Annotated in this window: 26 protein-coding genes and 1 pseudogene; 17 read left to right on the top strand and 10 right to left on the bottom strand. The window is 72.2% G+C overall.

All coding sequences use genetic code 11. The features are described from left to right. Positions 1-239: 239 nt before the first annotated feature. Together ACYVOO_RS20770 and ACYVOO_RS20765 are read left to right on the top strand one after the other, a co-directional pair. A complete protein-coding gene (locus ACYVOO_RS20770) occupies positions 240-2273 on the top strand; it encodes a sensor histidine kinase (protein ID WP_461017150.1) in 2034 nt (677 codons plus the stop codon). Then, positions 2270-2977 (top strand): response regulator, encoded by a 708-nt coding sequence (locus tag ACYVOO_RS20765; protein ID WP_461017149.1) that lies wholly within the window; start codon positions 2270-2272, stop codon positions 2975-2977. Before ACYVOO_RS20770 ends, ACYVOO_RS20765 begins: the two co-directional genes overlap by 4 nt. Positions 2978-3523: 546 nt before the next feature. Here ACYVOO_RS20765 and ACYVOO_RS20760 read toward each other — a convergent pair. Further along, positions 3524-3805 (bottom strand): annotated as a pseudogene (locus tag ACYVOO_RS20760) (hypothetical protein); the annotation flags it as partial. A 244-nt stretch (positions 3806-4049) separates the two neighbouring features. Between ACYVOO_RS20760 and ACYVOO_RS20755 the strand changes: the two are divergent. After that, the gene (locus ACYVOO_RS20755) at positions 4050-4904 is read left to right on the top strand and encodes a GNAT family N-acetyltransferase (protein ID WP_461017148.1); all 855 of its coding nucleotides are present in this window, start codon (positions 4050-4052) and stop codon (positions 4902-4904) included. A 97-nt stretch (positions 4905-5001) separates the two neighbouring features. Here ACYVOO_RS20755 and ACYVOO_RS20750 read toward each other — a convergent pair whose 3' ends face one another. Next, on the bottom strand, positions 5002-5991 hold the full coding sequence (locus tag ACYVOO_RS20750; RefSeq protein ID WP_461017147.1) for an NAD(P)-dependent alcohol dehydrogenase: 990 nt from the start codon (positions 5989-5991) through the stop codon (positions 5002-5004). 288 nt (positions 5992-6279) lie between these two features. On the opposite strand from ACYVOO_RS20750, the gene ACYVOO_RS20745 reads away from it, so the two are divergent. After that, a complete protein-coding gene (locus ACYVOO_RS20745) occupies positions 6280-6714 on the top strand; it encodes a peptidoglycan-binding domain-containing protein (protein ID WP_461017146.1) in 435 nt (144 codons plus the stop codon). Between the two features lie 70 nt (positions 6715-6784). Here ACYVOO_RS20745 and ACYVOO_RS20740 read toward each other — a convergent pair whose 3' ends face one another. Together ACYVOO_RS20740 and ACYVOO_RS20735 are read right to left on the bottom strand one after the other, a co-directional pair. Continuing rightward, positions 6785-7348: a DinB family protein gene (locus tag ACYVOO_RS20740; protein ID WP_461017145.1), complete on the bottom strand. Its 564-nt coding sequence runs from the start codon at positions 7346-7348 to the stop codon at positions 6785-6787. Positions 7349-7352: 4 nt separating this feature from the next. Continuing rightward, complete coding sequence (locus ACYVOO_RS20735) at positions 7353-8042, bottom strand: class I SAM-dependent methyltransferase (protein ID WP_461017144.1); 690 nt, start codon at positions 8040-8042, stop codon at positions 7353-7355. A 139-nt stretch (positions 8043-8181) separates the two neighbouring features. Between ACYVOO_RS20735 and ACYVOO_RS20730 the strand changes: the two genes are divergently transcribed. The 3 genes from ACYVOO_RS20730 (at position 8182) to ACYVOO_RS20720 (ending at position 10506) form a co-directional block, all read left to right on the top strand. Beyond that, positions 8182-8769: a helix-turn-helix domain-containing protein gene (locus ACYVOO_RS20730; protein ID WP_461017143.1), complete on the top strand. Its 588-nt coding sequence runs from the start codon at positions 8182-8184 to the stop codon at positions 8767-8769. Positions 8770-8857: 88 nt separating this feature from the next. After that, positions 8858-9637: a DUF309 domain-containing protein gene (locus ACYVOO_RS20725; protein WP_461017142.1), complete on the top strand. Its 780-nt coding sequence runs from the start codon at positions 8858-8860 to the stop codon at positions 9635-9637. A 512-nt stretch (positions 9638-10149) separates the two neighbouring features. Next, positions 10150-10506 carry a hypothetical protein gene (locus ACYVOO_RS20720; RefSeq protein WP_461017141.1) on the top strand — a complete coding sequence of 119 codons (357 nt, stop codon included), beginning with the start codon at positions 10150-10152 and terminating at the stop codon, positions 10504-10506. A 133-nt stretch (positions 10507-10639) separates the two neighbouring features. Here the strand turns inward: ACYVOO_RS20720 and ACYVOO_RS20715 are convergent, their stop codons facing one another. Both ACYVOO_RS20715 and ACYVOO_RS20710 read right to left on the bottom strand, forming a co-directional pair. Continuing rightward, the gene (locus ACYVOO_RS20715; RefSeq protein WP_461017140.1) at positions 10640-11218 is read right to left on the bottom strand and encodes a flavin reductase family protein; all 579 of its coding nucleotides are present in this window, start codon (positions 11216-11218) and stop codon (positions 10640-10642) included. Beyond that, positions 11215-11673, bottom strand: coding sequence for an ester cyclase (locus tag ACYVOO_RS20710; protein WP_461017139.1), 459 nt, complete (start codon positions 11671-11673; stop codon positions 11215-11217). Before ACYVOO_RS20710 ends, ACYVOO_RS20715 begins: the two co-directional genes overlap by 4 nt. Positions 11674-11926: 253 nt before the next feature. On the opposite strand from ACYVOO_RS20710, the gene ACYVOO_RS20705 reads away from it, so the two are divergent. The 5 genes from ACYVOO_RS20705 to ACYVOO_RS20685 are packed head-to-tail and all read left to right on the top strand — an operon-like array spanning position 11927 to position 16610. Then, positions 11927-13066: an LLM class flavin-dependent oxidoreductase gene (locus ACYVOO_RS20705; RefSeq protein ID WP_453344082.1), complete on the top strand. Its 1140-nt coding sequence runs from the start codon at positions 11927-11929 to the stop codon at positions 13064-13066. Beyond that, entirely contained in the window at positions 13063-13719 is a 657-nt protein-coding gene (locus ACYVOO_RS20700; protein ID WP_461017138.1) for an amino acid synthesis family protein, read from the top strand. Before ACYVOO_RS20705 ends, ACYVOO_RS20700 begins: the two co-directional genes overlap by 4 nt. Further along, positions 13716-14267, top strand: a complete 552-nt coding sequence (locus ACYVOO_RS20695; protein WP_461017137.1) for an amino acid synthesis family protein — start codon at positions 13716-13718, stop codon at positions 14265-14267. Before ACYVOO_RS20700 ends, ACYVOO_RS20695 begins: the two co-directional genes overlap by 4 nt. After that, positions 14264-15136 (top strand): alpha/beta fold hydrolase, encoded by an 873-nt coding sequence (locus ACYVOO_RS20690; RefSeq protein WP_461017136.1) that lies wholly within the window; start codon positions 14264-14266, stop codon positions 15134-15136. The genes ACYVOO_RS20695 and ACYVOO_RS20690 overlap by 4 nt, the downstream gene beginning before the upstream one ends. Then, the gene (locus tag ACYVOO_RS20685) at positions 15111-16610 is read left to right on the top strand and encodes an aldehyde dehydrogenase (RefSeq protein WP_461017135.1); all 1500 of its coding nucleotides are present in this window, start codon (positions 15111-15113) and stop codon (positions 16608-16610) included. The genes ACYVOO_RS20690 and ACYVOO_RS20685 overlap by 26 nt, the downstream gene beginning before the upstream one ends. A gap of 26 nt (positions 16611-16636) precedes the next feature. Here ACYVOO_RS20685 and ACYVOO_RS20680 read toward each other — a convergent pair whose 3' ends face one another. Beyond that, positions 16637-17380, bottom strand: a complete 744-nt coding sequence (locus ACYVOO_RS20680; RefSeq protein ID WP_461017134.1) for a GntR family transcriptional regulator — start codon at positions 17378-17380, stop codon at positions 16637-16639. A 193-nt stretch (positions 17381-17573) separates the two neighbouring features. Between ACYVOO_RS20680 and ACYVOO_RS20675 the strand changes: the two genes are divergently transcribed. The 3 genes from ACYVOO_RS20675 to ACYVOO_RS20665 all read left to right on the top strand — a co-directional run bounded on the left by ACYVOO_RS20675 (position 17574) and on the right by ACYVOO_RS20665 (position 20609). Further along, on the top strand, positions 17574-19085 hold the full coding sequence (locus ACYVOO_RS20675; RefSeq protein WP_461017133.1) for a purine-cytosine permease family protein: 1512 nt from the start codon (positions 17574-17576) through the stop codon (positions 19083-19085). A gap of 111 nt (positions 19086-19196) precedes the next feature. Then, positions 19197-19550: a 5-carboxymethyl-2-hydroxymuconate Delta-isomerase gene (locus ACYVOO_RS20670; RefSeq protein WP_461017132.1), complete on the top strand. Its 354-nt coding sequence runs from the start codon at positions 19197-19199 to the stop codon at positions 19548-19550. Positions 19551-19766: 216 nt separating this feature from the next. Further along, positions 19767-20609, top strand: a complete 843-nt coding sequence (locus ACYVOO_RS20665) for an alpha/beta fold hydrolase (protein ID WP_461017131.1) — start codon at positions 19767-19769, stop codon at positions 20607-20609. 73 nt (positions 20610-20682) lie between these two features. On the opposite strand, the gene ACYVOO_RS20660 is transcribed toward ACYVOO_RS20665, so the two are convergent. Continuing rightward, positions 20683-21168 carry a DUF4231 domain-containing protein gene (locus ACYVOO_RS20660; protein ID WP_461017130.1) on the bottom strand — a complete coding sequence of 162 codons (486 nt, stop codon included), beginning with the start codon at positions 21166-21168 and terminating at the stop codon, positions 20683-20685. A 185-nt stretch (positions 21169-21353) separates the two neighbouring features. Here ACYVOO_RS20660 and ACYVOO_RS20655 point away from each other — a divergent pair, with 185 nt between their 5' ends. Both ACYVOO_RS20655 and ACYVOO_RS20650 read left to right on the top strand, forming a co-directional pair. Further along, a complete protein-coding gene (locus tag ACYVOO_RS20655; RefSeq protein ID WP_461017129.1) occupies positions 21354-22940 on the top strand; it encodes a hypothetical protein in 1587 nt (528 codons plus the stop codon). A 112-nt stretch (positions 22941-23052) separates the two neighbouring features. Next, positions 23053-24279 (top strand): epoxide hydrolase family protein, encoded by a 1227-nt coding sequence (locus ACYVOO_RS20650; protein WP_461017128.1) that lies wholly within the window; start codon positions 23053-23055, stop codon positions 24277-24279. Here the strand turns inward: ACYVOO_RS20650 and ACYVOO_RS20645 are convergent. After that, positions 24272-24658, bottom strand: coding sequence for a VOC family protein (locus ACYVOO_RS20645; protein WP_461017127.1), 387 nt, complete (start codon positions 24656-24658; stop codon positions 24272-24274). The genes ACYVOO_RS20650 and ACYVOO_RS20645 overlap by 8 nt on opposite strands. Beyond that, complete coding sequence (locus ACYVOO_RS20640; RefSeq protein WP_453344095.1) at positions 24655-24969, bottom strand: ArsR/SmtB family transcription factor; 315 nt, start codon at positions 24967-24969, stop codon at positions 24655-24657. The genes ACYVOO_RS20645 and ACYVOO_RS20640 overlap by 4 nt, the downstream gene beginning before the upstream one ends. Positions 24970-24999 lie beyond the last annotated feature (30 nt).

Raw genomic sequence — 24999 nt, 5'->3', positions numbered from 1 at the left:
CGCTCCCGGCGGTACGGCCCGGTCTGGCCCGTACCGCTACCGTGTAGGCCGTCGCCGCGCGGGTCCCGAGGGGCCGGGCGGTGCGGGCGGGACCACGGTCGCGTCGCGTGTGTCCCAGGCCGGGAAGCTATCCGCCGGGCCCATCGGCTTTGAAGCATTCGCTCGCAACCCGCGAAACCGCTGTTCCGTGAGTTGTGTGCATTCTGCTCAGCGCACGCGGCGCGGCTAACGTGGGAGCGGTGAAACCCGCACCGCCCCCGCCCGCCACCACCGCCTCCCCCACACCTGCCGCGTCGGCCGCACCCTCCGCAGCGGCCACGCCCACCCGCCGCCCGCGCGCGTGGCCGTGGCTCCGCCTGCGCACCCGCACGCTGCTGCTCCAGTGCGCGGTCGTCACCCTGGTCGTGGGCACGGCCTTCGGCGCCTTCGCGTGGGACAGCGAGCGGCGGCTCACCCGCGAGTACCAGCAGCGCGCGCTCGCCGTCGCCCGTACCGTCGCCGGGGAGGCGGGCGTGCGCGCGGCGGCGGCCCGCTGGTCGAAGGCCGCCGACCGGCCCGGCGGCGGCGCCGCGCACGCCTCGCGCGCCACGCTCGCGGACAGTTGGCTCAACGCGCGCGCCGAGACGGTGCGACGGCGCACCGACGCACTGTTCGTCGTCGTCACCGACGACCACGGCACCCGCCTGGCCCACCCCGACCCGGCGGAACTGGGCCACCGGGTGAGCACCGACCCCTCCACCGCCCTCTCCGGGCACGAGGAGCTGGCCCGGCACCGCGCCCACCTCGGCGAGGAGGTGGTGGCCAAGGTCCCGGTGCGCGCGCCGGGCTCGCGCACGGTCGTGGGCGAGGCCAACGTCGGCGTCTCGGCCCAGGCCGTACGGGCCGAGCAGGCCCGTGTGCTGCTCAGCGGTCTCGGCTGGCTCGTCGCGGCACTGCTGGTCGGCCTCGCGGCCTCCATGCTGCTGGCGCGCCGCTGGAAACGGCTCACCCTCGGCCTGGAGCCGGAGGAGCTGGCAACGCTGGTGCAGGAGCAGGAGGCCGTGCTGCACGGCATCGGCGAAGGAGTGCTCGCGCTGGACGCCGAGGACCGGGTGACGGTCGCCAACGACGAGGTCCGCACGCTGCTGGGCGTCGAAGCGGCTCCCGGCACCCCCGTCGCGGCGCTGGGGCTGACCCCGCGGGTGCGCGCCGTGCTGCGGGAGCCGGACGCCGGGCGCGCTGTCATGGCCGTCGTACGGGAGCGGGTCCTCGTGGTGTCCGCGCGGACGGTCCGGCGCGAGGGCCGCAGGCTCGGGACGCTGCTCACCGTCCAGGACCGTACGGCCGTGGAGTCACTGACCCGGCAGCTCGACGCCGTACGCACCATGAGCGCCGCGCTGCGCGCGCAGCGGCACGAGTTCGCCAACCGGCTGCACGTACTCTCCGGCCTGGTGCACTCCGGGCAGCCGACGGAGGCCGCCGGCTACCTGGACGGGCTGCTCGGCTCGGGGCCGCTCGGCGAGACCCTGCCCGACCTCGGCCCCGAGAGCGTGCGGGACTCCTCGCTGCGCGCCTTCCTGTCCGCGAAGGCCGCTGCGGCGCGCGAGCGCGGGGTCACCCTGGTGCTGGGCGGCGGCACATGGGTGCGCCGGACGGTTTCCGCACCCGTCGACGTGACCACCGTGCTCGGCAACCTCGTGGACAACGCCGTCGACGCCGCGCACGGCGGGCGGCGCACTCCGCGCCGGGTGGAGGTCGAACTCATCGGCCTGGACGACACCCTGCTCGTCACGGTCGCCGACAGCGGCGACGGTGTGGCCGCCGCGCGGCGCCAGGACCTGTTCGACGAGGGTGTGTCCACCAAGGAGCCGGACGCCGAAGCGCTCGGCGAGCGCGGCGTCGGCCTTCCCCTCGCCCGCCAGATCGCCCGCGCCCGAGGCGGCGACCTCCGGCTCACGGAGCCAGGAGCCCCGCCCGAACCCACGGCGCCCGGCCCGGCAGGCGGGCCCGGAGCCGGAGAGGCCCCGCCCTCTGCGGACGCGGCCGGCTCGGAGACCGAATCCGGTACACCCGGTCCGCCCTGTCCGGACGACCGCGTGACCGGCGGGGCCGTCTTCGTGGCCCGCCTCCCCGGGGTGCTGGCGGCCGACGACGACACTGCCGTCGAGGACGACGGCGGCCCCGGCACGGGGGACGGCTCCCGTACGGACGCAGGGCTGGGCACCGCACCCGGTGCCGACCCCAACAACCCCGCAGCCCATCCCGACGACGCCCCTCCGGAGCACCCCGCATGAGCACCACTCCCCCGCCGCCACCCTTGCGGCAACCGCTGTCCGTCCTGGTCGTCGACGACGACTTCCGCGTCGCCGGCCTGCACTCCGGCATCGTGGCGGAGACACACGGCTGCACCGTCGCCGGTACGGCCCGCTCCGCCGACGAGGCAGCACGGATCGCGCAGCAGGCCCACGCAGCCCAGGCGCCCATCGACCTCGCCCTCATCGACCTCTACCTGCCCGACCGCTCCGGACTGGAACTGCTGCGCACACTGCCCTGCGACACCTTCGTGCTGAGCGCGGCGGCCGAGGGACGTACGGTGCGCACGGCGATAGCGGCGGGCGCACTCACCTACCTGATCAAACCCTTCGCACCGGACACGCTCGCCGCACGGCTCCGAGGCTATGTGCGCTACCGGCAGCTCACCGACGCCGAGACCGTCGACCAGGAGGCCCTGGACGACGCACTCGCCGCCCTCCGCGCACCCGGCGGCAACAGCCGCCGCACCTCCACCGCCGCACACGCCGTGACCAGGGAACTGGTACTCGGCGCCGTCCAGGACGCCACCGGCCCTCTCTCAGCGGGCGAGGTCGCGGCCCTGGTCGGCGTCTCCCGCGCCACCGCACAGCGGTACCTGGCCGACATGGTCGGCCGCGGCCTGCTCCGGATGCGCCTCCGCTACGGCGCCGCCGGACGCCCGGAACAGGAGTACCGAGTACCGTGAACACCCCTCGCCTCGTGAGACCTTGACGGTCACACCGCGTATGGACGCGGCGATGGCCCAACCGTCAGTGCGTTCCGGGCAGTTGATCGTCCACACCACAGCGGAGGGCGGCACCGGTCGGCCGCTGCCGCCCTCCGCTGTGGTGGTCGGGCATCGGGCGCCGCGCGACGTGGTTCGCAGTGTGCAGAGGACGAGGTCCAGCGTCGCGGTGCTCGCGAACGCCAGCCACTTCGCCGGTCCCGGGGTGAGCAGGTTCGCGGCGGTCTCACCGGCCGCCCTGTGCTCGTCGCTGGCCACGACCTCAGTCACCGCCACCGGCACGGTGCCGCGGATGTCGGGCCTGGTCCGCAGGGCCACGGACGCGAAGGTGCCGTGCCGTTCGCGCCAGGTGATCCGCTCGACGGGGCCGTGGCCGTCGTCCAGCAGCAGACGCAACCGGCCGGTGGGCGGCCTGCCGCTGTCGCCGTCCTCCTCGGTGGTGAACGTGAGCGTCCGGTCGTCCGTCCGCTTCTCGGAGCCCGGCCGGTGTGCGCGCTCGGTGCCCCGGTACTCCCGCGTCGTGCCGTCGACGCTACGCCGGTGTCCGTGGAAGACCCCCGTTCCGCCCTCGCCGTCGAACGCGATCACGGCCTCGGCTCCGCTCTCGGACCGCCAGGCCAGCTCCGCCATTCCGGAGGGCTCTCCCCGGTCCAGCCGGACCGTTAACGACCCGCTCTGCCGGCACCGGCCTCCGATACGCACCTCGGTGTCGTAGACGACGGCCGGGGCGCCGGGAGCCTCGTCGGCGCCGGTCGGTCCGGTCGGCAGAGAGCCGGACTGGTCGTGCATGGGGTGCTCCAGTGAGGTTGGTCGTCGGGTGCGTCGCACGCCGCGCCCGCCGGTCCGCCCTGCCCTGGTGGCACGCGCGGACCGGCTGGTGCGGAGAACTGTCACATACGGGTCCGACACCTGGCCCGGTGCACGAACGGCGTCGGCCCGCGCCCCCTCGCCCCCCCTGCCACGCCACGCTCCCCCGGCCTCGCCTCGTCGGAAAACCACGGGCGCGCCCCGCGAAGGCGCGTGAACATGGGGCATGCGCCCGGACGACTGGCACCTCATCCACGACGTCGACACCTTTCTGGCCCGCGCGGGAGACTTCCTGCGCTCACGCCCCGCCCCGCACACCATCCCTCTGACGGTGACCGAGACACTGCGCACGCGCGGCCCGCACACATACGGCGCCGAGGACCCCGTCTTCGGCATCCTGGAGAGCGCGGGCGAGGTCCGCGCGACGTTCTTCCGCACTCCGCCCCAACGTCTGAACCTCACCCCGCTCACTCCCGACGAGTCCGAAGCGCTCGCCCGTCGTCTGGCCGCCCTCGGGCACACCGTCCCCGGTGTCGGCGCGGACCGCGACACCGCCGCGGCCTTCGCCACCGCCTGGCAGCGGCACACCGGCGCGGCACCGAAGCTCCGCGAGCGCCAGCGGCTGTACCGCCTCGGCACCCTCGCCGCACCGGAGCCGCGCCCCGAGGGCCGGGCGCGGGTCGCGGGCCCGCAGGACCACGAGCAACTCGTGCGCTGGCACCGGGAGTTCGACGGGGCCATCGGCGCGACCCTGTCGACGTCCGACGGCTCCTGGGCCGACGCGCGCATCGCCGACGGACGTGTCACGTTCTGGGAGACACCGGACGGCACCCCCGTTTCCATGGCGGGTGTGACGCCGATGGTCGCGGGACAGGTCAGGGTGTCCCCCGTCTACACCCCGGCCCCGCTGCGTGGCCGCGGCTACGCGGGCGCCGCGACGGCCGAGGTCAGCCGGGCGGCGCTGGCGGCGGGCGCGGCGGAGGTGCTGCTGTTCGCCGACCTGGCCAACCCCACCAGCAACGCCCTGTACCGGCGGATCGGCTACCGCCCGGTGACGGACTTCGCGGTGTACGACCTCTAGGAACGCCACCGGCCGACGCACCGGTCAGGGGCAGGGGACACCCCGACACGCCACCTCCCGCCGCGCTGGTGGTACCGGATCCGGCCTCCCCCAGTGTTCACCGCACGGTGACCACGGCCTTGCCCCGGGCGTGGCCCCCCTCCACATGGCGCACACCCTCCGCCGTGTCGGCCAGCGGATAGGTGCGGTCGACCACCGGGGTCAGTTCGCCGGACTCGATGAGCACGGTGACGGCGAGCAGGTCCTCGTGGGCCGGCCCCGCGGGGACCGCGGGAAGGATCGGGCGGAGCCGCTGCCGGACGAACGCGTTGGCCGCGGCCACCCGCAGTGTGGAGCCCACCGCGCCGAAGACGTGCCCTGGCGATCCGCCGCCGTTGGCGACCAGGGTTCCCGTCGGGGTGAGCACCCGGCGCAGTCGGCCCGGCGGGTGGTTGCCCACGTTGTCCAGGATCACGTCGTAGCGCACGGGCCCCGCGGTGAAGTCCGCCTTGGTGTAGTCGATGACGTGTGCCGCGCCCAGTGAGCGCACCAGCTCGACGTTGCGGGCGCCGCACACCCCGGTGACCTCCGCGCCGAGGGACACGCCGATCTGCACGGCGAACGAACCCACGCCGCCCGCGGCCCCGTTGACCAGCACGCGCTGCCCGGCCCGCGTACGGCCCACGGTGCGGATGCCGCGCAGCGCCGTCGCCGCCCCCACCGGTACGGCCGCGGCCTGTTCGAAGGTCAGCTTCGTGGGCTTGGGCACCAGCAGCTCCGCCGGGGTGCACGCGTACTCGGCGAAGGAGCCCTGGCAGAAGCCCAGCACCTCGTCGCCGGGCTGGAGTCCTTGTACTCCGGTGCCGACGGCCGCCACCTCTCCGGCCGCGTCGAGGCCCGCCACCCGGTGCTTCGGCCGCGTCAGCCCCATGCCCCCGGCCAGCCGTGCCACGTACGGGTCGCCGCGCATCATGTGCCAGTCGTACGGGTTGAGCGCGGCGGCACGCACCCGTACCAGTACCTCGCCCGCGCCGGGTTCGGGCCGGTCGGTGTCCGTCAGCCGGAGGATGTCCGGCGGGCCGAAGCGTTCCTGGACGATCGCCTTCATCGGGTCTCCCCCCACCTCGTGAGCGATGGCCGCTCGCTGTCCCCTTGGGCTACGGCGTACACCATCGGGTCCTGGTGCGCCAGCACTGCGGCACGGCCACTGCCGCGACGGCACGGCCTCGCGGGGCCCTTCGGCGTCCGCCTCGTGTCCTGGGCCTTTTCGGCAGGGCTGAAATGCCTTGTCGGCCAGGGGCGTGTCCTGGAGTCTGAGGCGGCGGGCCGGTGCTCGGCACCTGCGCCGGACCGCGACGACGATGGAGCCGTACCGAAGACATACGTGGGGGCAGACATGCGATTCCGAGTGAAGCTCAGCATGGCGGCGGGGGTGGCCGCTCTGGCGCTGTCCGGTGTCTCCGCCGCTCCGGCAGCGGCGGCGGACATGAGTGTCCAGGCGTATTCGTGCAACATCACGGAATCCAACGGCCCCACCATCGAGGACTCCAAGTACCACGCCGGGTACTACAGCGGAGAGACCGTCCAGCCCTCCTCGACGTCCGTCTCCGCCGCGGGCAAGGAGGCGCAGTGCCTTCTCAAGTACAAGGGATACAGCCCGGGCACCGTCGACGGGATCTTCGGAAGCAACTCGCAGTCGGCCACGAAGAAGTTCCAGACCAGGGTCAACGAGCTGTGCAAGAGGAAGGTCCTGGATGTGGACGGCAAGGTCGGCCCCGCCACCTGGCCGTATCTGCGCCAGGTGTACGTCTGCTGGGACGAGAACAACTGACGGGAACCGCGCCGGAAGGCCATTCCCAGGCCGTCGTGCGGCGGGCGGGGGCACGCCGCACGACGGCTGTTCAGCGGCCCGTCGAACCGTCGATCCGCTCGCGGAGGATGTCGGCGTGGCCCGCGTGCCGGCCGGTCTCCTCGATCATGTGCACCAGGATCCACCGCATCGAGGGCCCGGGGCCCCGTCGCGCGGGCCGCGGCGCGGGGAGGGTCAGGTCCGGGCAGGCGTCGATGACCTCGTTGGCCCGCTCGACGCTCTTCCGGTAGTCGGCCAGCACACCGTCGACGGTGTCCTCCGCCGACGGCCGCATCGTCGCACGCCAGTCGTCGGCGTCCTCTCCGAGGAAGGCGAACCGTTCGACGGACGCCAGATGCTTGAGCAGCCCGAGAAGGCTGGTGCCCGAGGGCACGCCGCTCTCTCGGACGTGTGGTTCCGGTGTGCTCGCGACCTTGTCCGCGACCGAGTTCCGCAGATAGTCGAGGAAGCCTCGCAGAGTGGCCTTCTCGTCGGCGCCGGTCGACGGGGGGCCGGTGTCCTCCGTGCGCGGGCGGTTCCGGGTCTGGGGGCGGGTCGTGGACCGGGCCTGGGGGCGGGTCCGGGTCCGGGGGTGCTGTGCACCGTTCTCCGGCATCGGGTCACTCCGTTCCGGTGGTGTGCTGGATGAGCAGGACGTTGTCGGTGACGGTGGCGGTCTCGCCCGCGGGTCCGGTGGCCCGCCGCTGGGGCATGTCGGCGCGCAGGACGGACCACCGCGCGGGGTCGAGAGCGAGTTCGGCGGCGACCTCGTCGGGTGTGGGGTAGTGGATGTCCGGGTCCTGGTTCCACGACCAGGGCGCGGTGGATCCGTGGTCGACGATCAGCAGCAGGCCACCGGGCCGCAGGGCATGTGCGGCGGTGCGCAGGACCCGGCCGCGGAGCAGCGGGAACGGGGTGTGGAAATACTGGGCCGAGACGAGGTCGAACGTACCGTCGGGGAAGCTGCTGCCCAAGTCGTGCTGTTCGGTGACGACCCGGTCCCCGATGCCCAGGTCGCGGGCACGTTCCCGTACCCCGTCGACGGCGGTGGCGGAGATGTCCACGGCGGTGACGTGCCAGCCCAGTTGGGCGAGCCAGATGGTGTCGCCGCCCGCGCCGCAGCCCAGGTCCAGCGCCGTGCCCGGGCTCAGCGGTGCGGCGGTCCCGGCGAGCAGTGGGTTGACGCGTGCGCCCCAGGTGCGCTGGGTGCGGTAGTGGCGTTCCCAGAACAGCTCGGCGTCCTGGCTGCCCGCCTCCGTGCCGTTGTCCGCGGCATCGGTGCTGGGCCGTCGGCTTCGGGTGGAATCCATGTGCGGTGCCCCTTCGTGTGCGTCGGCCGGCGTGCCGAGCGTGTTCCGCTGCGTGCGTTCGGCGCCGGTGAGGTACCGACAGCATTGGCGCCGCCGTTCCCCCCTTGCAAGAAAAGTTGCGGATCCGCATCATCGGGTCATGGACAACCCCTCGGAAGACGTCTTGGCCGAAGTCGGGCCACGGCTGCGTGCGCTGCGCCAGGCGCGGGGCGCCACGCTGGCGGCGCTGGCCGACGAGACGGGGCTCACGGCGAGCACCCTGTCCCGCCTGGAGAACGGCAGGCTCCGCCCCACGCTGGAGCAGTTGCTGCCCCTGGCACGGGCGCACGGTGTCCCGCTCGACGATCTCGTCGCGGCGCCGCCCACAGGTGACCCGCGCGTGCATCTGCGCCCTGTGCGGCGGTCGGGGCTGGTGATGGTGCCGCTGACCAAGCGGGCAGGCGGCATCCAGGCGTACAAGGTGATCCACCCGCCCATCGGCCGGGCACCCACCATGAAGCTCCAGACCCATGAGGGGTACGAGTGGTTCTACGTCCTCGACGGACACATCAGGTTCGTGCTCGGCGAGCAGGAGTTCCGGCTCGGGGTCGGTGAGGCCGCCGAGTTCGACACCCGCGTACCGCACTGGATCGGCAGCGCGGACAGCCGTCCCGCCGAAATGCTCGCCCTGTTCGGGGCGCAGGGCGAGCGCGCCCATCTGGCACCGTCCGCGCATCCCCACTCCTGACGGCGCTCGTCGCGCGTGACGGGTCGTTAGGGTGCCAGGTGGAGACCGGTGCGGTGGGCGACCGGTGCGTGTGCGAAGGGGTGACCGAGTGAGCGAGTACCGTCCCGAGGGCGGCGACCCGGCGTGCTGGGCCGGGCTGGTGTGCCCGGAGTGCGGGGCCGTCAGGGAGACGACGGATCCGCGGGCGCCGTGTCCCCGTTGCGGCGCCGTGCCGGACACGGACCCGGATACGGACGCGGGCACGGACACGGACACGACTCCGGGCCCGGTGTCCGAGGCCGCGCCGGGGCCCGAGGGGCCGGGGCCGGAACCCGGGACCGGAGCCGGGCCCGCCGCGCGGCCCGCAGCGCCGTCACCACGTACCCGGCGACGGGACCAGGACCAGAACCGGAACCGGGTTCGCGACCGCGACCGTGACCGCGATCCGGCGACGGGACGGGCCCAGAACGCCCGCCCCCGCGACGGGCTCGGGCGCCCCCTCCCCTACGGCTCACCGGGCGTCGCCCGCGCCCCGGAAGGTCTCGTCCGCACCCCGCCGGAGACCCTGTCCGAGGCCCAGCGCCTCATCGACACCGGCATGCCCTTCCACGCGCACGAGGTCCTCGAGGACGCCTGGAAGACGGGACCCGACAGCGAACGCGCCCTGTGGCGGGCGCTGGCCCAGTTCGCCGTGGGCCTCACCCACGCAGCCCGCGGCAACACCTCCGGTGCCACCTCGCTGCTCCTCCGCGCCGCCGACGGCCTCACCGCGTTCACCGACGACCCGCCGCACGGCATCGACATCGCGGCGCTCACCACCTGGGCCCGCGAGGCCGCCGCCGCCCCCAGCACGGACCTCACCCCTCCTCCGCTGCGCCGCCCGGAATGAAACGCGGCGGCGATGCGGAATGGCGCTTTCCATATCTTGTCGCGTACATGCAGCAGTGGGACGCTCCCCGCGCTGAGCCACCCCGGCAACAACAACGCCGACAAGAACAGGGAGAACGAGGATGTCCGAACGACACACGCCGGAACGATGGGTCCTGGCATTCGACGGCACATGCGGCACATGCGCGGCGGCAGTGCTACCGCGGTGGCTGCACCCTCGTCGAGAACGACTGCGGCACCGGCTGGCTCTTCGACTGCAACGGCCTCTGCTCCTTCCAGGGGCCTCCCCGGCCGCTACGGCGTTCGGCGGCCACCCGCCTCGGAGTGAGGGCCGCTCCGGGCGGTCCCGTCGCGAGGCGAGGAGACCGCCCGGAACATCGCGTCGCACCGAGCCTCGTCGGCCGGTCCGCGAGTGCCACTGCCACGTCGGCGTCGCTAGCGGGCGAGCGTCAGAGACGGATCGCGCCCCTCGCTCACGGGAACTCGCTCGGCCGGAGGCACGTCCGTAGGGGCATGGGCAAACAAGTCGGGTCGAGCGGCGCCGTCGGCTGTCTGGTGGCGGTCACCGCCGCCGTGGCCGGGCTGGGCGTGTGGAGGTACGGGGCCGGGCCCGGTCTGCGTGGCGGCTTCGAGGGCGAACGGGACTGGAGCCTGCTGTACGTGGAGTTGCCGGTCATGCTGCTCGGTGTCCCCGCGGTCACGCTGGCGATCTGGCGGCTGACCAGCTCTCTCCTGAGCCGCCGGGCGGCGGGGCGGGGCGTACGTGCCGTGGTGTCGGCCGCGGCTGTTTGCGTCACCGTGGCGGCGCTGGCCTGGGCGAGCCTGGCCTGGCTGGACGCGCGTGTCGCGTCCTTCACGCAGCCAGAGTGACGGCCTCCGGTCACCCGTGCATCCTCGCGGGTCACCCGCGCACGGCTCCGCCGCCCGGTGCGGCACCGGCGCACCCTTCGCCGCTCACTCCGGTCAGGAGCGCGCCGTCCGTCGGCTCACAGGGTCCCCGAGGTCAGGTGGCCGCCTGGTCGAGGCGGCCTCCGTCGTAGAAGCCTCCGGCGCTGTAGATGAGGGGCGGCCGTTCGGAGGAGGTGGCCTCCACGACGCGTCCGACGAAGACCGTGTGGGTGGCGGTCTGTATCCGCTCCTCGATACGTGCCTCCATGGTGGCCGCGCTGTGGTCGATGAGGGGTGAGCCGTGTGCGGCGCGGGTCCACCTCAGTCCGGCGAACTTGTCCTCGCTCTTGCGCGCGAAGACGGACGCCACCGGCAGCTGGTCGGCGGCCAGGATGCTGATGCCCATGTGGTGTGCGCGGAACAGCGGCTCGTAGGTGGAAGACGTCCGCTGGACACAGACCATGACCAGCGGCGGAGTGACCGAGAGACTGCAAAAGGCGTTGACGGCCAGGCCCCGGGGACGGTCGCCGTCCATGGCGGTGACGATGGTGACACCCGTCGCGAACTTCCGGTGCACACCCTTGATCTGCTCCTCGGGCACCTCCTGCGGCACCTCCTGCAGCACATCCTGGGGCACGCCCTGGGGTATGGCCCCCGCGTCCTCTGCCGTCGCTGCTCCTGCCGTGGGGCTCATGCCGTGACCGCCTTTCCGTCGCGCTTTCCGCCGAGCGTCTCGAACGCGCTGCTGAGGGGGATGATGCCGAGGGCGTGCAGCATCTGCCGGGGGTCCCAGGTGACCCACTCCTCGGTGATCATGCCGTCGTCCACCGTCGAGAAGGTGGCGCCGGAGACCGTGAGCCGGCGTCCTGTGGGAGGCACGTCGAGCAGCGGGCCCGTGTGGGTGCCGCTGCTGTGCCAGCGGATCGCCAGCCGGTCGCCGTCGCGCACATAGTCGTCGATCACGGTCCGCAGGTCGGGCATGCCGCCCCGGGACGCCGTGATGCCCGCCTTGAGGTCCTCCAGTCCCTGCTCGGTGCGGCCGTGTCGGATGTATCCGGGGGTGAGCAGCCCGTCCAGCGCGTCGGTGTCGCCGTGGTTCCAGGCCGCTTCCCACACCCTGCCGACCCGGCTCTTCAGGTCGATGCCCATGCCGTGCCCTCCTGTTGCTCGCGGGATCTGTGGTGTGCCAGGAAGTTACGAAGAGCTTTCTTGCATGTCAATGGGATCGGCGCCCCGATCACCCTCCCACGGCCCGGTTCTTGTCCTTCTGAGCCTCTGAACTGGGCTTACCGGCAAGGGATCAAGCGCTTCTCTTCGACCCCTTGACCGACTCGGAACGTCGATCCTATGTTCCTCTTGCATGCAAGAGACGGCCTAATCCGCATGGATGAGAGGCAGATTGATGCGTTTTTCGATCTTTCACGCGCTCGGGGCCCCCGGGCAGCTCGGCGACTACCACCGCCTGATGCGGGAGGCCCGCGAGTACGCGGTCGCGGCGGAGCAGGCCGGTTTCTGGTCCGCCTGGTACACCGAGCACCACTTCGGCCACGAGGGCCAGGAGCTGACGCCCAACCCGGTGCTGATGGGCGCCGACATCGCCGCACGCACGGAGCGGCTGCGCATCGGGCAGGCGGCGAGCATCGCGACGTTCTGGCACCCGCTGCGCCTCGCCGAGGACCTCGCCCTGCTGGACCAGCTATCGGGCGGACGGGTCGAGGTCGGCGTCGGACGCGGTCTCTACGGGCGGGAGGCGGTGAACCTCAACCCGGCGGCCGACCCGCGCGACCAGGAGCAGAACCGTGCCCTGTTCGAGGAGACGATGGAGGTCATGCGCAAGGCGTGGTCCGGGGAGTTCTTCGACCACCACGGCCGCTTCTTCCGGTTCCCCGAGCCCGGGGTGCGGTGGGACCACCCGCTGTCACCGGCCACGGAGGAGTTCACCACCGACGGTGTCATCGACAAGCTGAAGGTGGTGCCGCAGCCGTACCAGCGCCCGCACCCTCCGCTGTGGCAGGTCATCGACTCGCCACGGTCCATCGAGTCCTCGGCGCGGCAGGGCATCCAGGGCATCTTCTGGCTGCCGCCGGTCTCCGCGCTCAAGGAGCGTTTCGCGCTGTACCAGCGCACGGCGTCCGAGGCGTCCGGGCGCCCGTACGCCCCCGGTGAGGGCCTGGCTCTCGTACGCGACGTGTACGTGGCCGACACCATGGAGCAGGCCCGCGCCGAGTTCGAGCACGCGCTGATGCAGACCTACCAGTGGGTGACGCACTGGCGCGGCCTGTCGAACCTGATGGAGGCCGGTGAAGAGCTGGGCCCGCAGCACGAGTTGAGCTTCGACTTCCTGGACGAGCGCAACCTGCTCGTCGGCACGCCCGAGCATGTGGCGGGGAAGATCGAGGAGCTGCGCGACGAAGTGGGCCTGGAGCACCTGATGCTGTGGACCACCCACCCGGGCCTGCCGCACAAGCACGCCATGCGCAGCCTGGAGCTGTTCTCCGAGAAGGTGCTCCCCCGGTTCTCCGGCGAGGGGGACCGTCCGTGAGCGGCATCCGCCGGGTGGTCTCCTCCTGCGAGGAGCTGACCAGCGAACTGGGCAGCGCCGTGCACCAGCCCGTACGGCGCGGTGCGGTGGCCATCGCCGTGCGCAACCCGTGGGCGGGACGCGGCATCGTCGAGGATCTACAGCCCGAGGTCGAGGAGCTGGCCCCCGTCCTGGCCAGGGAGATCGCCGACCGGCTCACGGCCATGCTCGGCGGTGCGGAGTCCGTCGCGTCCTTCGGCAAGGCGGCGCTGGTGGGCCTGGACGGCGAGGCCGAGCACGGCGACGCGCTCATCCACACCCCGTACTTCGGGAACATCCTGCGCGAGCTGCTCGACGGCACCTCGATCATCGCCTTCAGCGAGGAGCGCTCCCCGGCGGGGGCCACCGTGACGGTGCCCATGTGGCACAAGACGGAGGCCGCCACCCGCTCGCACTACGCCACCACGCAGATCCGGGTGCCCGACGGGCCACGGCCCGACGAACTCGTCATCACCGCGGCGGCGGCCACCGGACCACGGCCCAACGCCCGCATCGGCGACCGCCGCACCGACCCCGCGGTCACCCTCAACACCGTGAGCGCCCCGCACGCCCCGCACGCCCCGCACGACGCGAACACCTCGCACCCCGCGCACGCCCTGGAAGGACAGCGATGAACCTCCGCAAGACCATCACCCTGATCGACGAGGTGCACACCGAGGGCGGCGAGCCCGTATCGCCCGCCGCGCGCACCGCCGTCGTCGCGGCCGTCATCGGCAACCCGTGGGCGGGCCGGGGCTTCGTGCGCGACCTGGCGCCCGGCATCGACGAGGTGGCACCCCGACTCGGCGCGCTGCTCGCCCCGTTGGTGGTCAAGGCGCTGGGGCAGCCGGTCGAGGCGTACGGCAAGGCGGCCGTCGTCGGGCTGAACGGCGAGGTCGAGCACGGCTCGGGGCTCATCCACACCCTCAAGTTCGGCGACCACTTCCGCGAGGCCGCTTCCGCCACCACCTTGCTGCCCGCGCTGGAGAAGGTGGCCTCGGCCGGCACCGTCTTCGACATCCCGCTCAAGCACATCACCGACGCCACCGTGCGCTCGCACCACCAGAGCGTGGAGGTCCGCATACCCGACGCGCCCCGCGCCGACGAGATCGTCATCGCGCTCGCCGCGGCGGCGCAGGGGCGGCCCCAGGCCCGCCTGGCGCCCCTGGCGAGCGAGCAGTGAGCGGCGGGCCGACGACCGGTGCGGCAACCGGCGCGGCCGGGGAGACAGGGGCCGCCGGGGAGACACCTGCGGCCGAAGGCGCGCCGGTCGCCACGATCGCCTACGAGGACCACGGCCGGGGCACACCCCTCGTGCTGCTGCACGGTGTCGGCCTCGACCGGCACATGTGGGACCGCTGCCTGCCCGCACTGGCAGCGCGGCACCGGGTCCGCGCGGTGGATCTGCGGGGCCACGGCGCCTCACCCGCCGCCGCCCCCGGGCTGGCGCTCGCGGACATGGCGCGCGACGTACTGGCGCTGACCGACCGCCCGGCCCACCTCGTCGGCTTCTCGCTCGGCGCGCTGGTCGCCACCGAAGCCGCGCTGCTGGCGCCGCGTTCGGTGGCCTCGCTGACCGTCGTCAGCTCCGTGGCCCGGCGCTCCGCCGAGGAGCGCGAGTCCGTGCTGCGGCGGCTGGACGCGGCGCGTGAGGACTTCGCCGCCTCGGCCGACGCGGCGCTCGACCGCTGGTTCGCCCCACCGTGGCGGGCACGGGATCCGCGACTGGCCGAGCGGGTCAGGGAGACGCTCCTGGGCCAGGACCGCGCCTCCTATCTGGCCTGCTACGAGGTGTTCGCGCACGCCGACGCCGAACTGTGGCCCCGGCTGGGCGGCATCGGCGTGCCCACCCTCGCCGTCACCGGGAGCGAGGACCCCGGCTCCACGCCCCGGATGACGCGGCGGCTCGCGGAGGCCGTTCCCGGCGCCCGGTACGCCTTCGTCGCGGGCGCCCGCCATCTGCTGCCGCTGGAAGCACCAGAGACCTTGTCGAACGAAATCATCCGACACACCACGGAGGTGGACCGTGCCGACGGCACCGCCACGCCATGACCACTACATCGATGGCGCCTGGGTGCCTCCCGCCGACGGCGCCTACCTCCCCAGCACCAACCCCGCGACGGGCCGGGTCTGGTACAAGAGCGCGCGCGGGAACGCGGAGGACGCCCGGCGTGCCGTGGACGCCGCGGCCACGGCGTTCGAAAACCCGGCCTGGCGCGACCTTCCCCAGCCCCGGCGCGGCGCGCTGCTGCGCCGCTTCGCGGAGCTGATCGGGGAGCACGCCGAGGAACTCGCCCGCACCGAGACCCTCGACAACGGCAAGCTGCTGACCGAGATGCGCGCCCAACTGGCCAGCCTGCCGGAGTACTTCCACTTCTACGCGGGCCTGGTGGACAAGCCGCACGGCGAGACCGTCCCCGCCGCGCGCAGGGAGATCCTCAACTACACCGTGCGCGAACCGCTCGGGGTGGTCGTGGCCATCACCCCCTGGAACTCCCCGCTGCTGCTGACGGCCACCAAGATCGCCCCTGCGCTGGCGGCGGGCAACACGGTGGTCGTGAAGCCGTCGGAGCACACCAGTGCCTCCCTCCTGCGGCTGGTGCCGCTCTTCGAGAAGGCGGGCTTCCCTCCCGGGGTGGTCAATGTGGTGACCGGGTACGGCGACGAGGTCGGCGCCGCCCTGGTCGAGCACCCGAGGGTCGCCAAGGTCTCCTTCACCGGAAGCACGGGGACCGGCTCCCGGATCGCCGCGAGCTGTGCGTCCCGCTTCGTGCGCACCACCCTTGAGCTGGGCGGCAAGTCGCCCAACATCGTCTTCGACGACGCGGACGTGGCCAACGCGTCCACGGGCATCGTCGCCGGTGTGTTCGCCGCCGCGGGCCAGACGTGCGTCGCGGGCAGCCGCGTCTTCGCGCAGCGCGCCGTCTACGACGAGGTGGTCGAGCGGGTATCGGCCAGGGCGGGGGCCATCCGGCTCGGGGACCCCCTGCTCCCTGAGACGCAACTGGGGCCGCTGGCGATCGAGAGCCAGCGCGACCGGGTCGAGGAGTATGTGCGCCTCGGGCGCTCCGAGGGCGCACGTGTCACGGCGGGCGGGCAGCGCCCGGCCGCCGGACCGGGCCTGGCCGAGGGCTACTTCTTCCAGCCGACGGTCTTCGTCGACGCGGTCAACAGCATGCGCCTGTGCCAGGAGGAGATCTTCGGCCCCGTGGTGGCCGTCATGCCGTTCGACACCGAGGACGAGCTGATCGGGCTGGCCAACGGCACGGAGTACGGGCTCGCCGCCGGGGTGTGGACGCGCGATCTCGCGCGCGCCCACCGGGTGTCCGCACGGCTGGACGCGGGGACGGTGTGGGTGAACACCTACCGCTCGATGTCGCCCATGTCGCCGCGCTCCGGCTTCAAGTCCAGCGGCATGGGCATCGAGCACGGCACCGAGGCCATGCGGGAGTACACCCGCCTCAAGAGCGTGTGGATCAACACGGACGAGGGCCCGGCCGAGGACCCGTTCGTCCTGCGCTCATGACGGCCCCATGACGGACTCTTGGCGGGTCACGACGGTATGTCCGGCGTGGCGGCGCCGTCTGAGTCGGAGTCGGAGGACTGCGTGTCGAGGCTGTCCATGAGCGCCCGGTGGCTGGCCCGTACGTGCTCGCGCATCACGCGCTCGGCCCCCTCGCCGTCCTTGGCCTGGACGAGTTCGAGCACGTGGTGGTGCTCGGATTCCGAGCGGGTCGGGCGGCCCGGCTGCGAGAGCGAGGTGTGCACGAGACGGTGGTAGGCGAGTTGGTTCATCAGCGTCCTGTAGTGCTCGGCGAGCTTGGCGTTGTCGGCTCCGCGCATCACCAAGTCGTGGAACTCGTGGACCAGTTGGGCGTACTGCTCCTGATCGCCCTTCGCCACGGCCGCGTCGGCACGCTCCAGGTTCTCCTCCAACTGCGCCAGCTCGGGAACCCGGCCGCGCTGGGCCAGCAGCCGGGCCGCCGCCCCCTCCAGCAGCTCCTTCATCTGGAACAGTTCGGTGATCTCGCGCCGGGAAGGTGCCGAGACGAACGTGCCCACCCGGGGGCGGATCACCACCAGTCCCTCCGTCTGCAACTGCTTGAGCGCCTCGCGCACCGGCGTACGGCTCACCCCGAACGCCTCCGAGAGCACGATCTCCGAAAGACTCGTCCCGGGAGCCAGCTCGCCCGAGATGATCCGGCCGCGCAGCTCGCTGATGACGCGGCTGCGGACGCTCGTGCCCCCCAGGGGCTGCTTACGGAAGGCCGACCTGGCAGCTGAAGTATCTGGCATGGCACAACAAGCTAGAGAGCACCTTCCCGCGCGTCAAGGCGATGACCGTCGGCCGCTGAAAGATCCGTACACTCTTGGCTGATAGCCGCAGTACGGGCCGAAAATCGCGGTCGCCCACACTCGCTCGCGCGTACCCGCCGCAATCTTCCGACTGGTATGCAACACCCTCGTCACACCCTCCAGGGAGCCGCACATGAACCCCGTGTCCACGGGTCTGCCCGACGCAGCGCAACCACCCGATCTCGGTTACCGGGACAACATCGCCCAGGTCGAGCCCTATGGCATCGACCACATTCCCGACGCCGAACGCCACGGCAAACCCAGCTCCCAGTTCTTCATCTGGTTCGCCGCCGGGCTGAACTTCCCCATCATGCTGCTCGGGTTCAGCGCCGCGTCCCTCGGCCTGTCCATGACCGCCGCGGTGACGGCCATCGTGACCGGGGCCCTCGTGGGCGCCGTCGCGATGGGTGTGCTGTCGCGCATGGGCGTCCACCTGGGTGTTCCCCAGCAGATGCAGGCCCGGGGGCCCCTCGGGTTCATCGGCAACCTGCTGCCCGTGGCCTACATCAACGTCTTCGCGGGTGTCGGCTGGGCCGCCGTCACCATCATCCTCGGGGGCAAGGCGCTCGGTGTACTGATCGGCGTCCCCTTCTGGATCTGCGCGGTCATCCTGGCGGCGCTCCAGCTCACCGTCGCCGTCTTCGGCTACAACATGATCCACTACCTGGAGCGGATCCTCACCTTCGTCCTGCTGGCGCTCTTCGTGCTGGTCACGGCCGTGTCGCTCCAGCGTGGCAGTTCCTTCCTCGAAGCCGACCCGTCGGCCTCCGGCTACACGGGACCCACCGGCGGCTGGGTGACCCTCGCCGGGCACTTCCTCGCCTTCCTCATCGCCTGGCTCCCCTTCGCCTCCGACTACTCCCGCTATCTCCCCTCCACTCCCCACATCAGCCGCCGCGCCGGTGTGCTCACCGCGCTCGGCAACTTCCTCACCCTCTCCTGGCTCGGTGTGACCGGCGCCGTCCTCGCGGGCGCGTCCGACTCGACGGATCCCATCGTCGCGCTCAAGGAGCTGACCGGGCCGTGGGCGGTCCCGGCGATGCTCGCCATCCTCCTGTCGTCCTTCTCCCAGAACTTCCTCAACGTCTACGGCGGTGCCATCTCGCTCCAGACCCTGGGCCTGCCCTTCCGCCGCAGCACGTGTGTCACCCTCATCTGTGTCGCCGCGCTCGGTGTCAGCCTCTGGGCGGCCGACGGCATCTACACCTCCTTCGAGGTGTTCCTCAACCTCACCGCCTACTTCATCGCCCCCTACGTGGCGGTCCTGCTCATGGACTACTACGTCGGGCCGCGCAAGGACCGCTCGCGCATCCCCGAGCTGTTCGACCGCAACCGCCTCTTCGAATGGGGCTTCGTCGCCTGGGTCGCGGGCGCCCTGGCCGCGGTGCCCTTCTGGAAGTCGCACGTCTACACCGGCTTCGTCGCGGCGAGCCATCCCGAGTGGGGCGAGCTGTCCTACTACGTCGGCTTCGCCGTCGCGGCGCTGGTCTACCTCGCCACCCGGAAGCTGCCGCCGCTGTGGCACCGCTCCCCCGGCCCGCGCCCCGTGGACGGGAAGCCGTCGGGCCGCGCGGCGGACGAGGAGAACCGGTCCACGACGGACACCGTGAACACGACGGACGCGACGGACGCGACGAGCGGCTGACCCGTCCCCTCGGGTATCCGCCCCTGAGCTGCGGCCCGGCGCGTATACCCTCGCCACGAGTCCCCGGTACCGAGTCCCCGAGCCCGATCCCCCGTCTCACGAGGAGTCCTCATGCCGCAGATCACCGTCGACCACTCCGCAGTGCTCACCCCCGTCCTCGACCAGGCCGCCTTCGCCAAGGACCTGCACACCGCAGTGATCGAGATCGCTTCGGCCAAGCCCGAGGCGTGCAAGACCCAGTTCCGCCCCAGCGCGTTCACGGCCGTCGGCCACGACACCGAGGGGCACGCGGTCCTCCACGTCGCGATCGGCCTGCTCGCCGGACGCACCGACGAGACCAAGGCCCGGCTGACCGAAGCGGTGCTGGAAGTGGCCCGTCAGCACGTAAGGACGGAGGGCATCGCCCTGCACGTCTCCGCCGAGACCCGCGACCTCGACCCCTCGTACCGCAAGTTCGACGCCTGAGACTCTCCGCACCGGGCCGCCCGCCCCCGTCGTGGCGGGCGGCCCGCGCGGACGGCGTCATCAACGTGGTCGTCACCGTCACACGTAAGCCAACTTAGGCTACCCTTACTTCCCCGAGGGCAGACGGTCGGGACCGTGACCGCACGAGGGGGAGGGGATCGGCGCATGGCCTCAACTACCGGCGCGGCAGCGCATGTTCAGGGACGCACGGAGTGGGTGCCCACGCGTCACGGGCGCACGCTGCACGCCTTGGTGCTGCCAGGCCCCACGGACACCGGCACACCGACCGTCGTCTTCGAGGCGGGCGCCGCCGCCACCCGTTCCTCCTGGGCGCTGGTGCAGCCCCTCGTGGGCACGTGGACGCGGGCCGTCGTCTACGACCGCGCCGGTCTCGGCCGCAGCCCCACCGACCCGGACTCGCGCACGATGCGCCGCATGGCGGACGACCTCCACGATCTGCTCGACCACTTCGGGCCCGGCCCTTACGTGCTCGTCGGACACAGCGCGGGCGGCCCGCTCGTCCGCCTCGCCGCGGCCGGACGCCTCGACCGGATACGCGGCCTGGTGCTGGTGGACCCGACCGACGAGGGCGCGGACATGCTCTTCGGGCCAGTGTTCCGGCGGGCCGAACGCGCGGCCATCGCCGTCAACCTGCTGCTGGCCAGGCTGCGGCTGCTCGGTCTCGCCTACCGTTCGACGGCCGCTCCGCTGCCCGAGGACGCGCGGCGCGACATGAAGCGGGACGGGTTCACCGTCGGCCTGGTCAAGACGCACCGCGCCCAGGCCCGCACCTTCCTCGACGAACTCGCCACGTTCCGCGACACCCCGCCCGAGCTTGCCGGTGTGCCCGTCACCGTCATCTCCGGCGCGCTCACCGGCGGCGGCATGAACAAGGCCGCACGCCGCGCCGCCAACGACTCGCACGCCCGCTTCGCGGCCGGGTCCGCGCACGGCAGGCATGTGCTCGCTCCCCGGTCCGGGCACTACGTGCCCCTCACCGACCCCGGCCTCGTCGCCGAGGAGATCCGGCTGATCGTCACCACGTCCCCGGCCACGTGACATGACACCCTGACCGCCGTGGCAGCCCTTGGCAGGGCGACACGTGGCAGGACGGACACATGACGGGGCGGCTTCAGGCGGCCGGAGGACCGGTCGGACCAGGTGCCGGTCCCGGTGCCGGAGGCGCCCCACGGCGGAAGGCCGCCCAGTGGCGGGTCTCGGTGTCCGAGACCTCCTCCACCTGCTCCAGCAGACGCTGCCGGGCCGCCTCGTCCCGCCCCGTCTCGCCGAGAAGCTGATAGCGCCGCACCGCCGTGTGCAGCCGCTGCCACGCCTCGGCAGCGATCACATAGCGCTCCGTGTGGTGGAACACCTGCCGAAAGCCGCCGATGAAGACCATCGCGCCCGCCACCGCCGCCGTGAACAGCGAGGGCGCCCGGAGTCCCGCAGCGACCACGGTGGCCGCTCCCATGGCCAGCGAGCCCAGTTCCACGCACCAGTGCCACCGCCGGGAGCGGTCGCGGGTACGCGCGTACCACCGCAACTGCTCCAGGGCGTAGGAGAGCACCGGGTCTCCGTCGTCCGCGCCCGAGGGCGCCCCCGTTCCATGTGTCCGCACCCCCGCATGCTGCCCGCAACCGGCACGCGCGCGCCACCTGTTGAGGACACCACCTGTACGCGCACACCGTGCGCGAGGACGCCTGCCCGGGAGGGCAGCGACACTGCCCGCCCGCCCCTACCGCCGTCGGCGCACCGTGCCGTATCCATGACGGGCCACCTGTCGCCCCTGCGGAGAGGTTCCGGATGCGTGCGCACGAGTCGGGTGAGGCCGTCGGCCAGGAGCGGTCCGGCGCGGCACCGAACCCTCGCCGTCCCGCCACCACCCGTACACCTGACGTCGCCCGTACATCTGACGTCGCCCATGAGCCGGACGCCGCACCCTCCCCCGCTTCGGTCCCGGCCTTGCAGCGCAGCATGGGCAACGCGGCGGTCACGCGGATGCTCCAGACCCGGCGGCGGGAGGCCGCACCCACCACCGGCACGCCCGTGGTCCAGCGCGTGACCAGCCCCGCCGAGGAACAGTTCAACAAGGCGGGGTACTCCCTGGCGTTCCTGTCCGTGCCCGCCGAGGAGTTCGGTGAGGACGGGGCGGCCCCCGACAAGCCGGACACGGCCCGTGTGGGCCGGCCGAGGGCCGGGGAGATCGAAATCCTCCGCACGCCGAAGGACTGGGCACCACCGCCGGCGCGGGGCCGTCGGGCCCAGCCGCAGACCAGCATCAGGGCCAAGTTCCGCTCCTCGTTCTTCACCTACGAGGTGGAGCTGGTCAACGATCCCCAGGGCGCCTCGCACGGCAACCCGAGCCTCATCGATCTGAACGCGCCCTTCGAGATCCGCTCCTGGGTCCTCCGGGGCTCCCAGGGCAGGTCGCAGGGCAGGACGTACGCCTTCGGCGACAGGTGGGCCCACAACCCGGTCTACTGGGCCGCGGCGGGCGGTTTCGACCGGCAGCAGGCCGAGAAACTGGCGGACAGCCACGGTCTGGACCCGGACACGGAACTGCTCACGACCGACGACGACTTCGACGAGCACCGTCTCCTCCCCCACACGGACAGCCAGCCGTTCCTCTACTACGTACCGCAGAGGCAGGACCCGAGGTTCAGGACGGACAACCGTCAGTTCCTGGGGGCGCCGGAGTTCGACGCCCTGCCGGGCCCCAAGCGGAACGCCACGGCTGTCTCGGTCCCGCCGGAGGTGGACCGGAGGGACGGGGGCCGGAGCACCGCCAAGGCCATGGGGAACACACAGGCGCACCAGTGGATGGGGCCCGGGATGGGCGGCGCACCAGGCGTGCTCGCGGCGTACGAGTGGTGCCATCTGATCGGTGACGGGGACAACGGCCCCGACATCTGGCAGAACCTGGTGATCGGTTCCAACGCGGTCAACACCGAGCAGCTCGCCATGGAGACGGCGCTGCGGCGGCACGTCACACGGCTGCGCTGGTACGGCTACGGCATCCAGATGCGCGTACAGGCCCAGATGGAACCGGCTCCCGAACAGACCAACCCGGCCACCGCCCTGCCGTCGGTGACGGAACCGCTCAAGGCGCGCTGGATCAGCTACCACATCTCCATCGTGCCCCTGGCCACCCCCGACACCGACCGGCCCGTGGCCGACGTCCACCGTCAGATCATGGACGCCGACCGCGGCACGATCACCGAGGCGGAGTTCTCCTACCTCCACCACGAGGTGCACAACAAGATCAAGGCGGCGATCGACACCGCGGTCGCCGCGGGCCCCGCAGCCGGTGGCCCGGCACCTGGTGGCCCCGCGCCCGGTGGCCAGGGCGGGGGCGGCCCGGCGAACCCGCTCGCGGGCAGCCTGACGTGACAGGGGCGGGGGCGGGGACGGGGACGGGGGCGGCAGGCCGCGGCTCCCGCCGACCGACACGGCCCGTCGGCGAACGCCGTGGTGGGCGCGGACGGACGTAGCATGCGCAGGCATGATCACGATGTCCGACGAGAGCATCAGCCCCTTCCGCGTCAGCATCCCGCAGGACGAGCTGGACGACCTGCACGCGCGCCTGGACCGCACCCGCTGGCCCGATGAACTCCCCGGCGTCGGCTGGGCGTACGGGATTCCCCGCGGCTACCTCAAGGAACTCGTGCGGTACTGGCGGCACGAGTACGACTGGCGCGCCGCCGAGGCCGAGCTGAACGAGTGGCCGCAGTTCACCACCAGCATCGACGGTGCACACGTCCACTTCGCGCACATCCGGTCACCGGAACCGGACGCCACCCCGTTGCTCATGACGCACGGCTGGCCGGGCTCGATCGTCGAGTTCACCGGCATCGCGGGCCCGCTCACCGACCCGCGCGCACACGGCGGCGACCCGGCCGACGCGTTCCACCTCGTGCTGCCGAGCATCCCCGGCTTCGGGTTCTCAGGGCCGACGCGGGAGCAGGGCTGGGAACCGCAGCGGGTGGCCGCCGCGTTCGCCGAGCTGATGAAGCGCCTCGGCTACCGCCGGTACGGGGTGCAGGGCGGCGACTGGGGAGCGGGCATCTCGCGGGAGATGGGCCGTACGCTGCCGGACGAGGTCATCGGCGTGCACCTGAACCTGCTGCCGAACGCGGCCATGACGCGGGAGCCCGACGCGCGGTCGCTGGACACGCTGACCCCGCACGAGCGCCGCCGCACACTGGCCTCCTGGAAACGCTTCCAGGAGTGGAGCCGCGACCGTCAGGGTTACGCGGACATCCAGTCCACCCGGCCGCAGACACTCGCGTACGGCCTGACCGACTCACCGGTGGGCCAACTCGCCTGGATCGTCGAGAAGTTCAAGGACTGGACCGACTCACGGGACCGCCCGGAGGACGCCGTCGACCGGGACCAGATGCTGACGAACGTGATGCTGTACTGGCTGACCGGCACGGCCGGATCGTCGGCGCGCATCTACTACGAGCGCGCACACGCACACTACTGGGGTGCCCCGCCCGAGCCGTCCACCGCGCCGACCGCGCTCGCCGACTTCCCGTGGGACAACTACATCCCGCTGCGGCACATCGCGGACCGTACGAACAACATCGTGCGGTGGACGGAGTACGACAGGGGCGGGCACTTCCCGGCCATGGAGCAGCCGGACCTGCTGACCGGCGATGTGCGGGCGTTCTTCCGGGCACTGCGCGAGGAGGGCGGCTCCTGGCGAGGAGCCAGTGTGCCTACTTGACGTGCACGATCTGGATCAGGTTGCCGCAGGTGTCGTCCAGGACGGCGGTGGTGGCCGTGTCCATCTCCAGCGGGTCCTGGGTGAAGGCCACCCCGAGCGCACGCAGCCGGTCGAACTCGGCGCGTACGTCGTCCACGGCGAAGGAGGTGACCGGGATGCCGTCCTCGGCCAGTGCCGTCTTGTACGCCTGCGCGGCGGGGTGGCCAGAGGGCTCCAGCAGCAGTTCCGTGCCTTCGGGGTCCTCGGGCGAGACCACCGTCAGCCACCGGTCGGTGCCCAGCGGGACGTCGTGCTTCTTCACGAAGCCCAGCACGTCGGTGTAGAAGCGCAGGGCCTTCTCCTGGTCGTCGACGAAGACGCTGGTGAGGTGGATTCTCATGGGGTGCTCTCCGGTGCCTCGGGGGGTTCGTGGGTGCCGGGCGGCCTGAGCCATCGGGTCACGATGTGCTCAAGCGGCCCGGTGTTCAGATCGTGGAACTTGTAGCGGCCCTGGCGCCGCACGACGACCAGCCCCGCGGATTCCAGTACGGCCAGATGCTGGCTGATGCCCTGCCGGGACAGGGAAAGCCCGTGCTTGGACACCAGCCGCGCGCATATCTCGAACAGACTCTGGCCGTCCCGCTCCGCCAGCTCGTCGAGGATGCGCCGACGGGTGGGGTCGGCCAGCGCCTTGAAGACATCCTCCGCCATGACCACCACCATAGGCAAGTAGCGACTTGC

Source organism: Streptomyces daliensis (assembly GCF_054782395.1).
This window is presented reverse-complemented; position numbering and strand designations above follow the sequence as displayed.

Bases quoted from the DNA above. Each gene is read 5' to 3' on its own strand.
- ACYVOO_RS20705 (WP_453344082.1), top strand. From the start codon at position 11,927: ATGCGTTTTTCGATCTTTCACGCGCTCGGGGCCCCCGGGCAGCTCGGC.
- ACYVOO_RS20765 (WP_461017149.1), top strand. From the start codon at position 2,270: ATGAGCACCACTCCCCCGCCGCCACCCTTGCGGCAACCGCTGTCCGTC.
- ACYVOO_RS20670 (WP_461017132.1), top strand. From the start codon at position 19,197: ATGCCGCAGATCACCGTCGACCACTCCGCAGTGCTCACCCCCGTCCTC.
- ACYVOO_RS20745 (WP_461017146.1), top strand. From the start codon at position 6,280: ATGCGATTCCGAGTGAAGCTCAGCATGGCGGCGGGGGTGGCCGCTCTG.
- ACYVOO_RS20735 (WP_461017144.1), bottom strand. From the start codon at position 8,042: ATGGATTCCACCCGAAGCCGACGGCCCAGCACCGATGCCGCGGACAAC.
- ACYVOO_RS20650 (WP_461017128.1), top strand. From the start codon at position 23,053: ATGATCACGATGTCCGACGAGAGCATCAGCCCCTTCCGCGTCAGCATC.
- ACYVOO_RS20720 (WP_461017141.1), top strand. From the start codon at position 10,150: ATGGGCAAACAAGTCGGGTCGAGCGGCGCCGTCGGCTGTCTGGTGGCG.
- ACYVOO_RS20675 (WP_461017133.1), top strand. From the start codon at position 17,574: ATGAACCCCGTGTCCACGGGTCTGCCCGACGCAGCGCAACCACCCGAT.
- ACYVOO_RS20655 (WP_461017129.1), top strand. From the start codon at position 21,354: ATGCGTGCGCACGAGTCGGGTGAGGCCGTCGGCCAGGAGCGGTCCGGC.
- ACYVOO_RS20710 (WP_461017139.1), bottom strand. From the start codon at position 11,673: ATGGGCATCGACCTGAAGAGCCGGGTCGGCAGGGTGTGGGAAGCGGCC.
- ACYVOO_RS20680 (WP_461017134.1), bottom strand. From the start codon at position 17,380: ATGCCAGATACTTCAGCTGCCAGGTCGGCCTTCCGTAAGCAGCCCCTG.
- ACYVOO_RS20645 (WP_461017127.1), bottom strand. From the start codon at position 24,658: ATGAGAATCCACCTCACCAGCGTCTTCGTCGACGACCAGGAGAAGGCC.
- ACYVOO_RS20640 (WP_453344095.1), bottom strand. From the start codon at position 24,969: ATGGCGGAGGATGTCTTCAAGGCGCTGGCCGACCCCACCCGTCGGCGC.
- ACYVOO_RS20715 (WP_461017140.1), bottom strand. From the start codon at position 11,218: ATGAGCCCCACGGCAGGAGCAGCGACGGCAGAGGACGCGGGGGCCATA.
- ACYVOO_RS20755 (WP_461017148.1), top strand. From the start codon at position 4,050: ATGCGCCCGGACGACTGGCACCTCATCCACGACGTCGACACCTTTCTG.
- ACYVOO_RS20730 (WP_461017143.1), top strand. From the start codon at position 8,182: ATGGACAACCCCTCGGAAGACGTCTTGGCCGAAGTCGGGCCACGGCTG.
- ACYVOO_RS20740 (WP_461017145.1), bottom strand. From the start codon at position 7,348: ATGCCGGAGAACGGTGCACAGCACCCCCGGACCCGGACCCGCCCCCAG.
- ACYVOO_RS20695 (WP_461017137.1), top strand. From the start codon at position 13,716: ATGAACCTCCGCAAGACCATCACCCTGATCGACGAGGTGCACACCGAG.
- ACYVOO_RS20750 (WP_461017147.1), bottom strand. From the start codon at position 5,991: ATGAAGGCGATCGTCCAGGAACGCTTCGGCCCGCCGGACATCCTCCGG.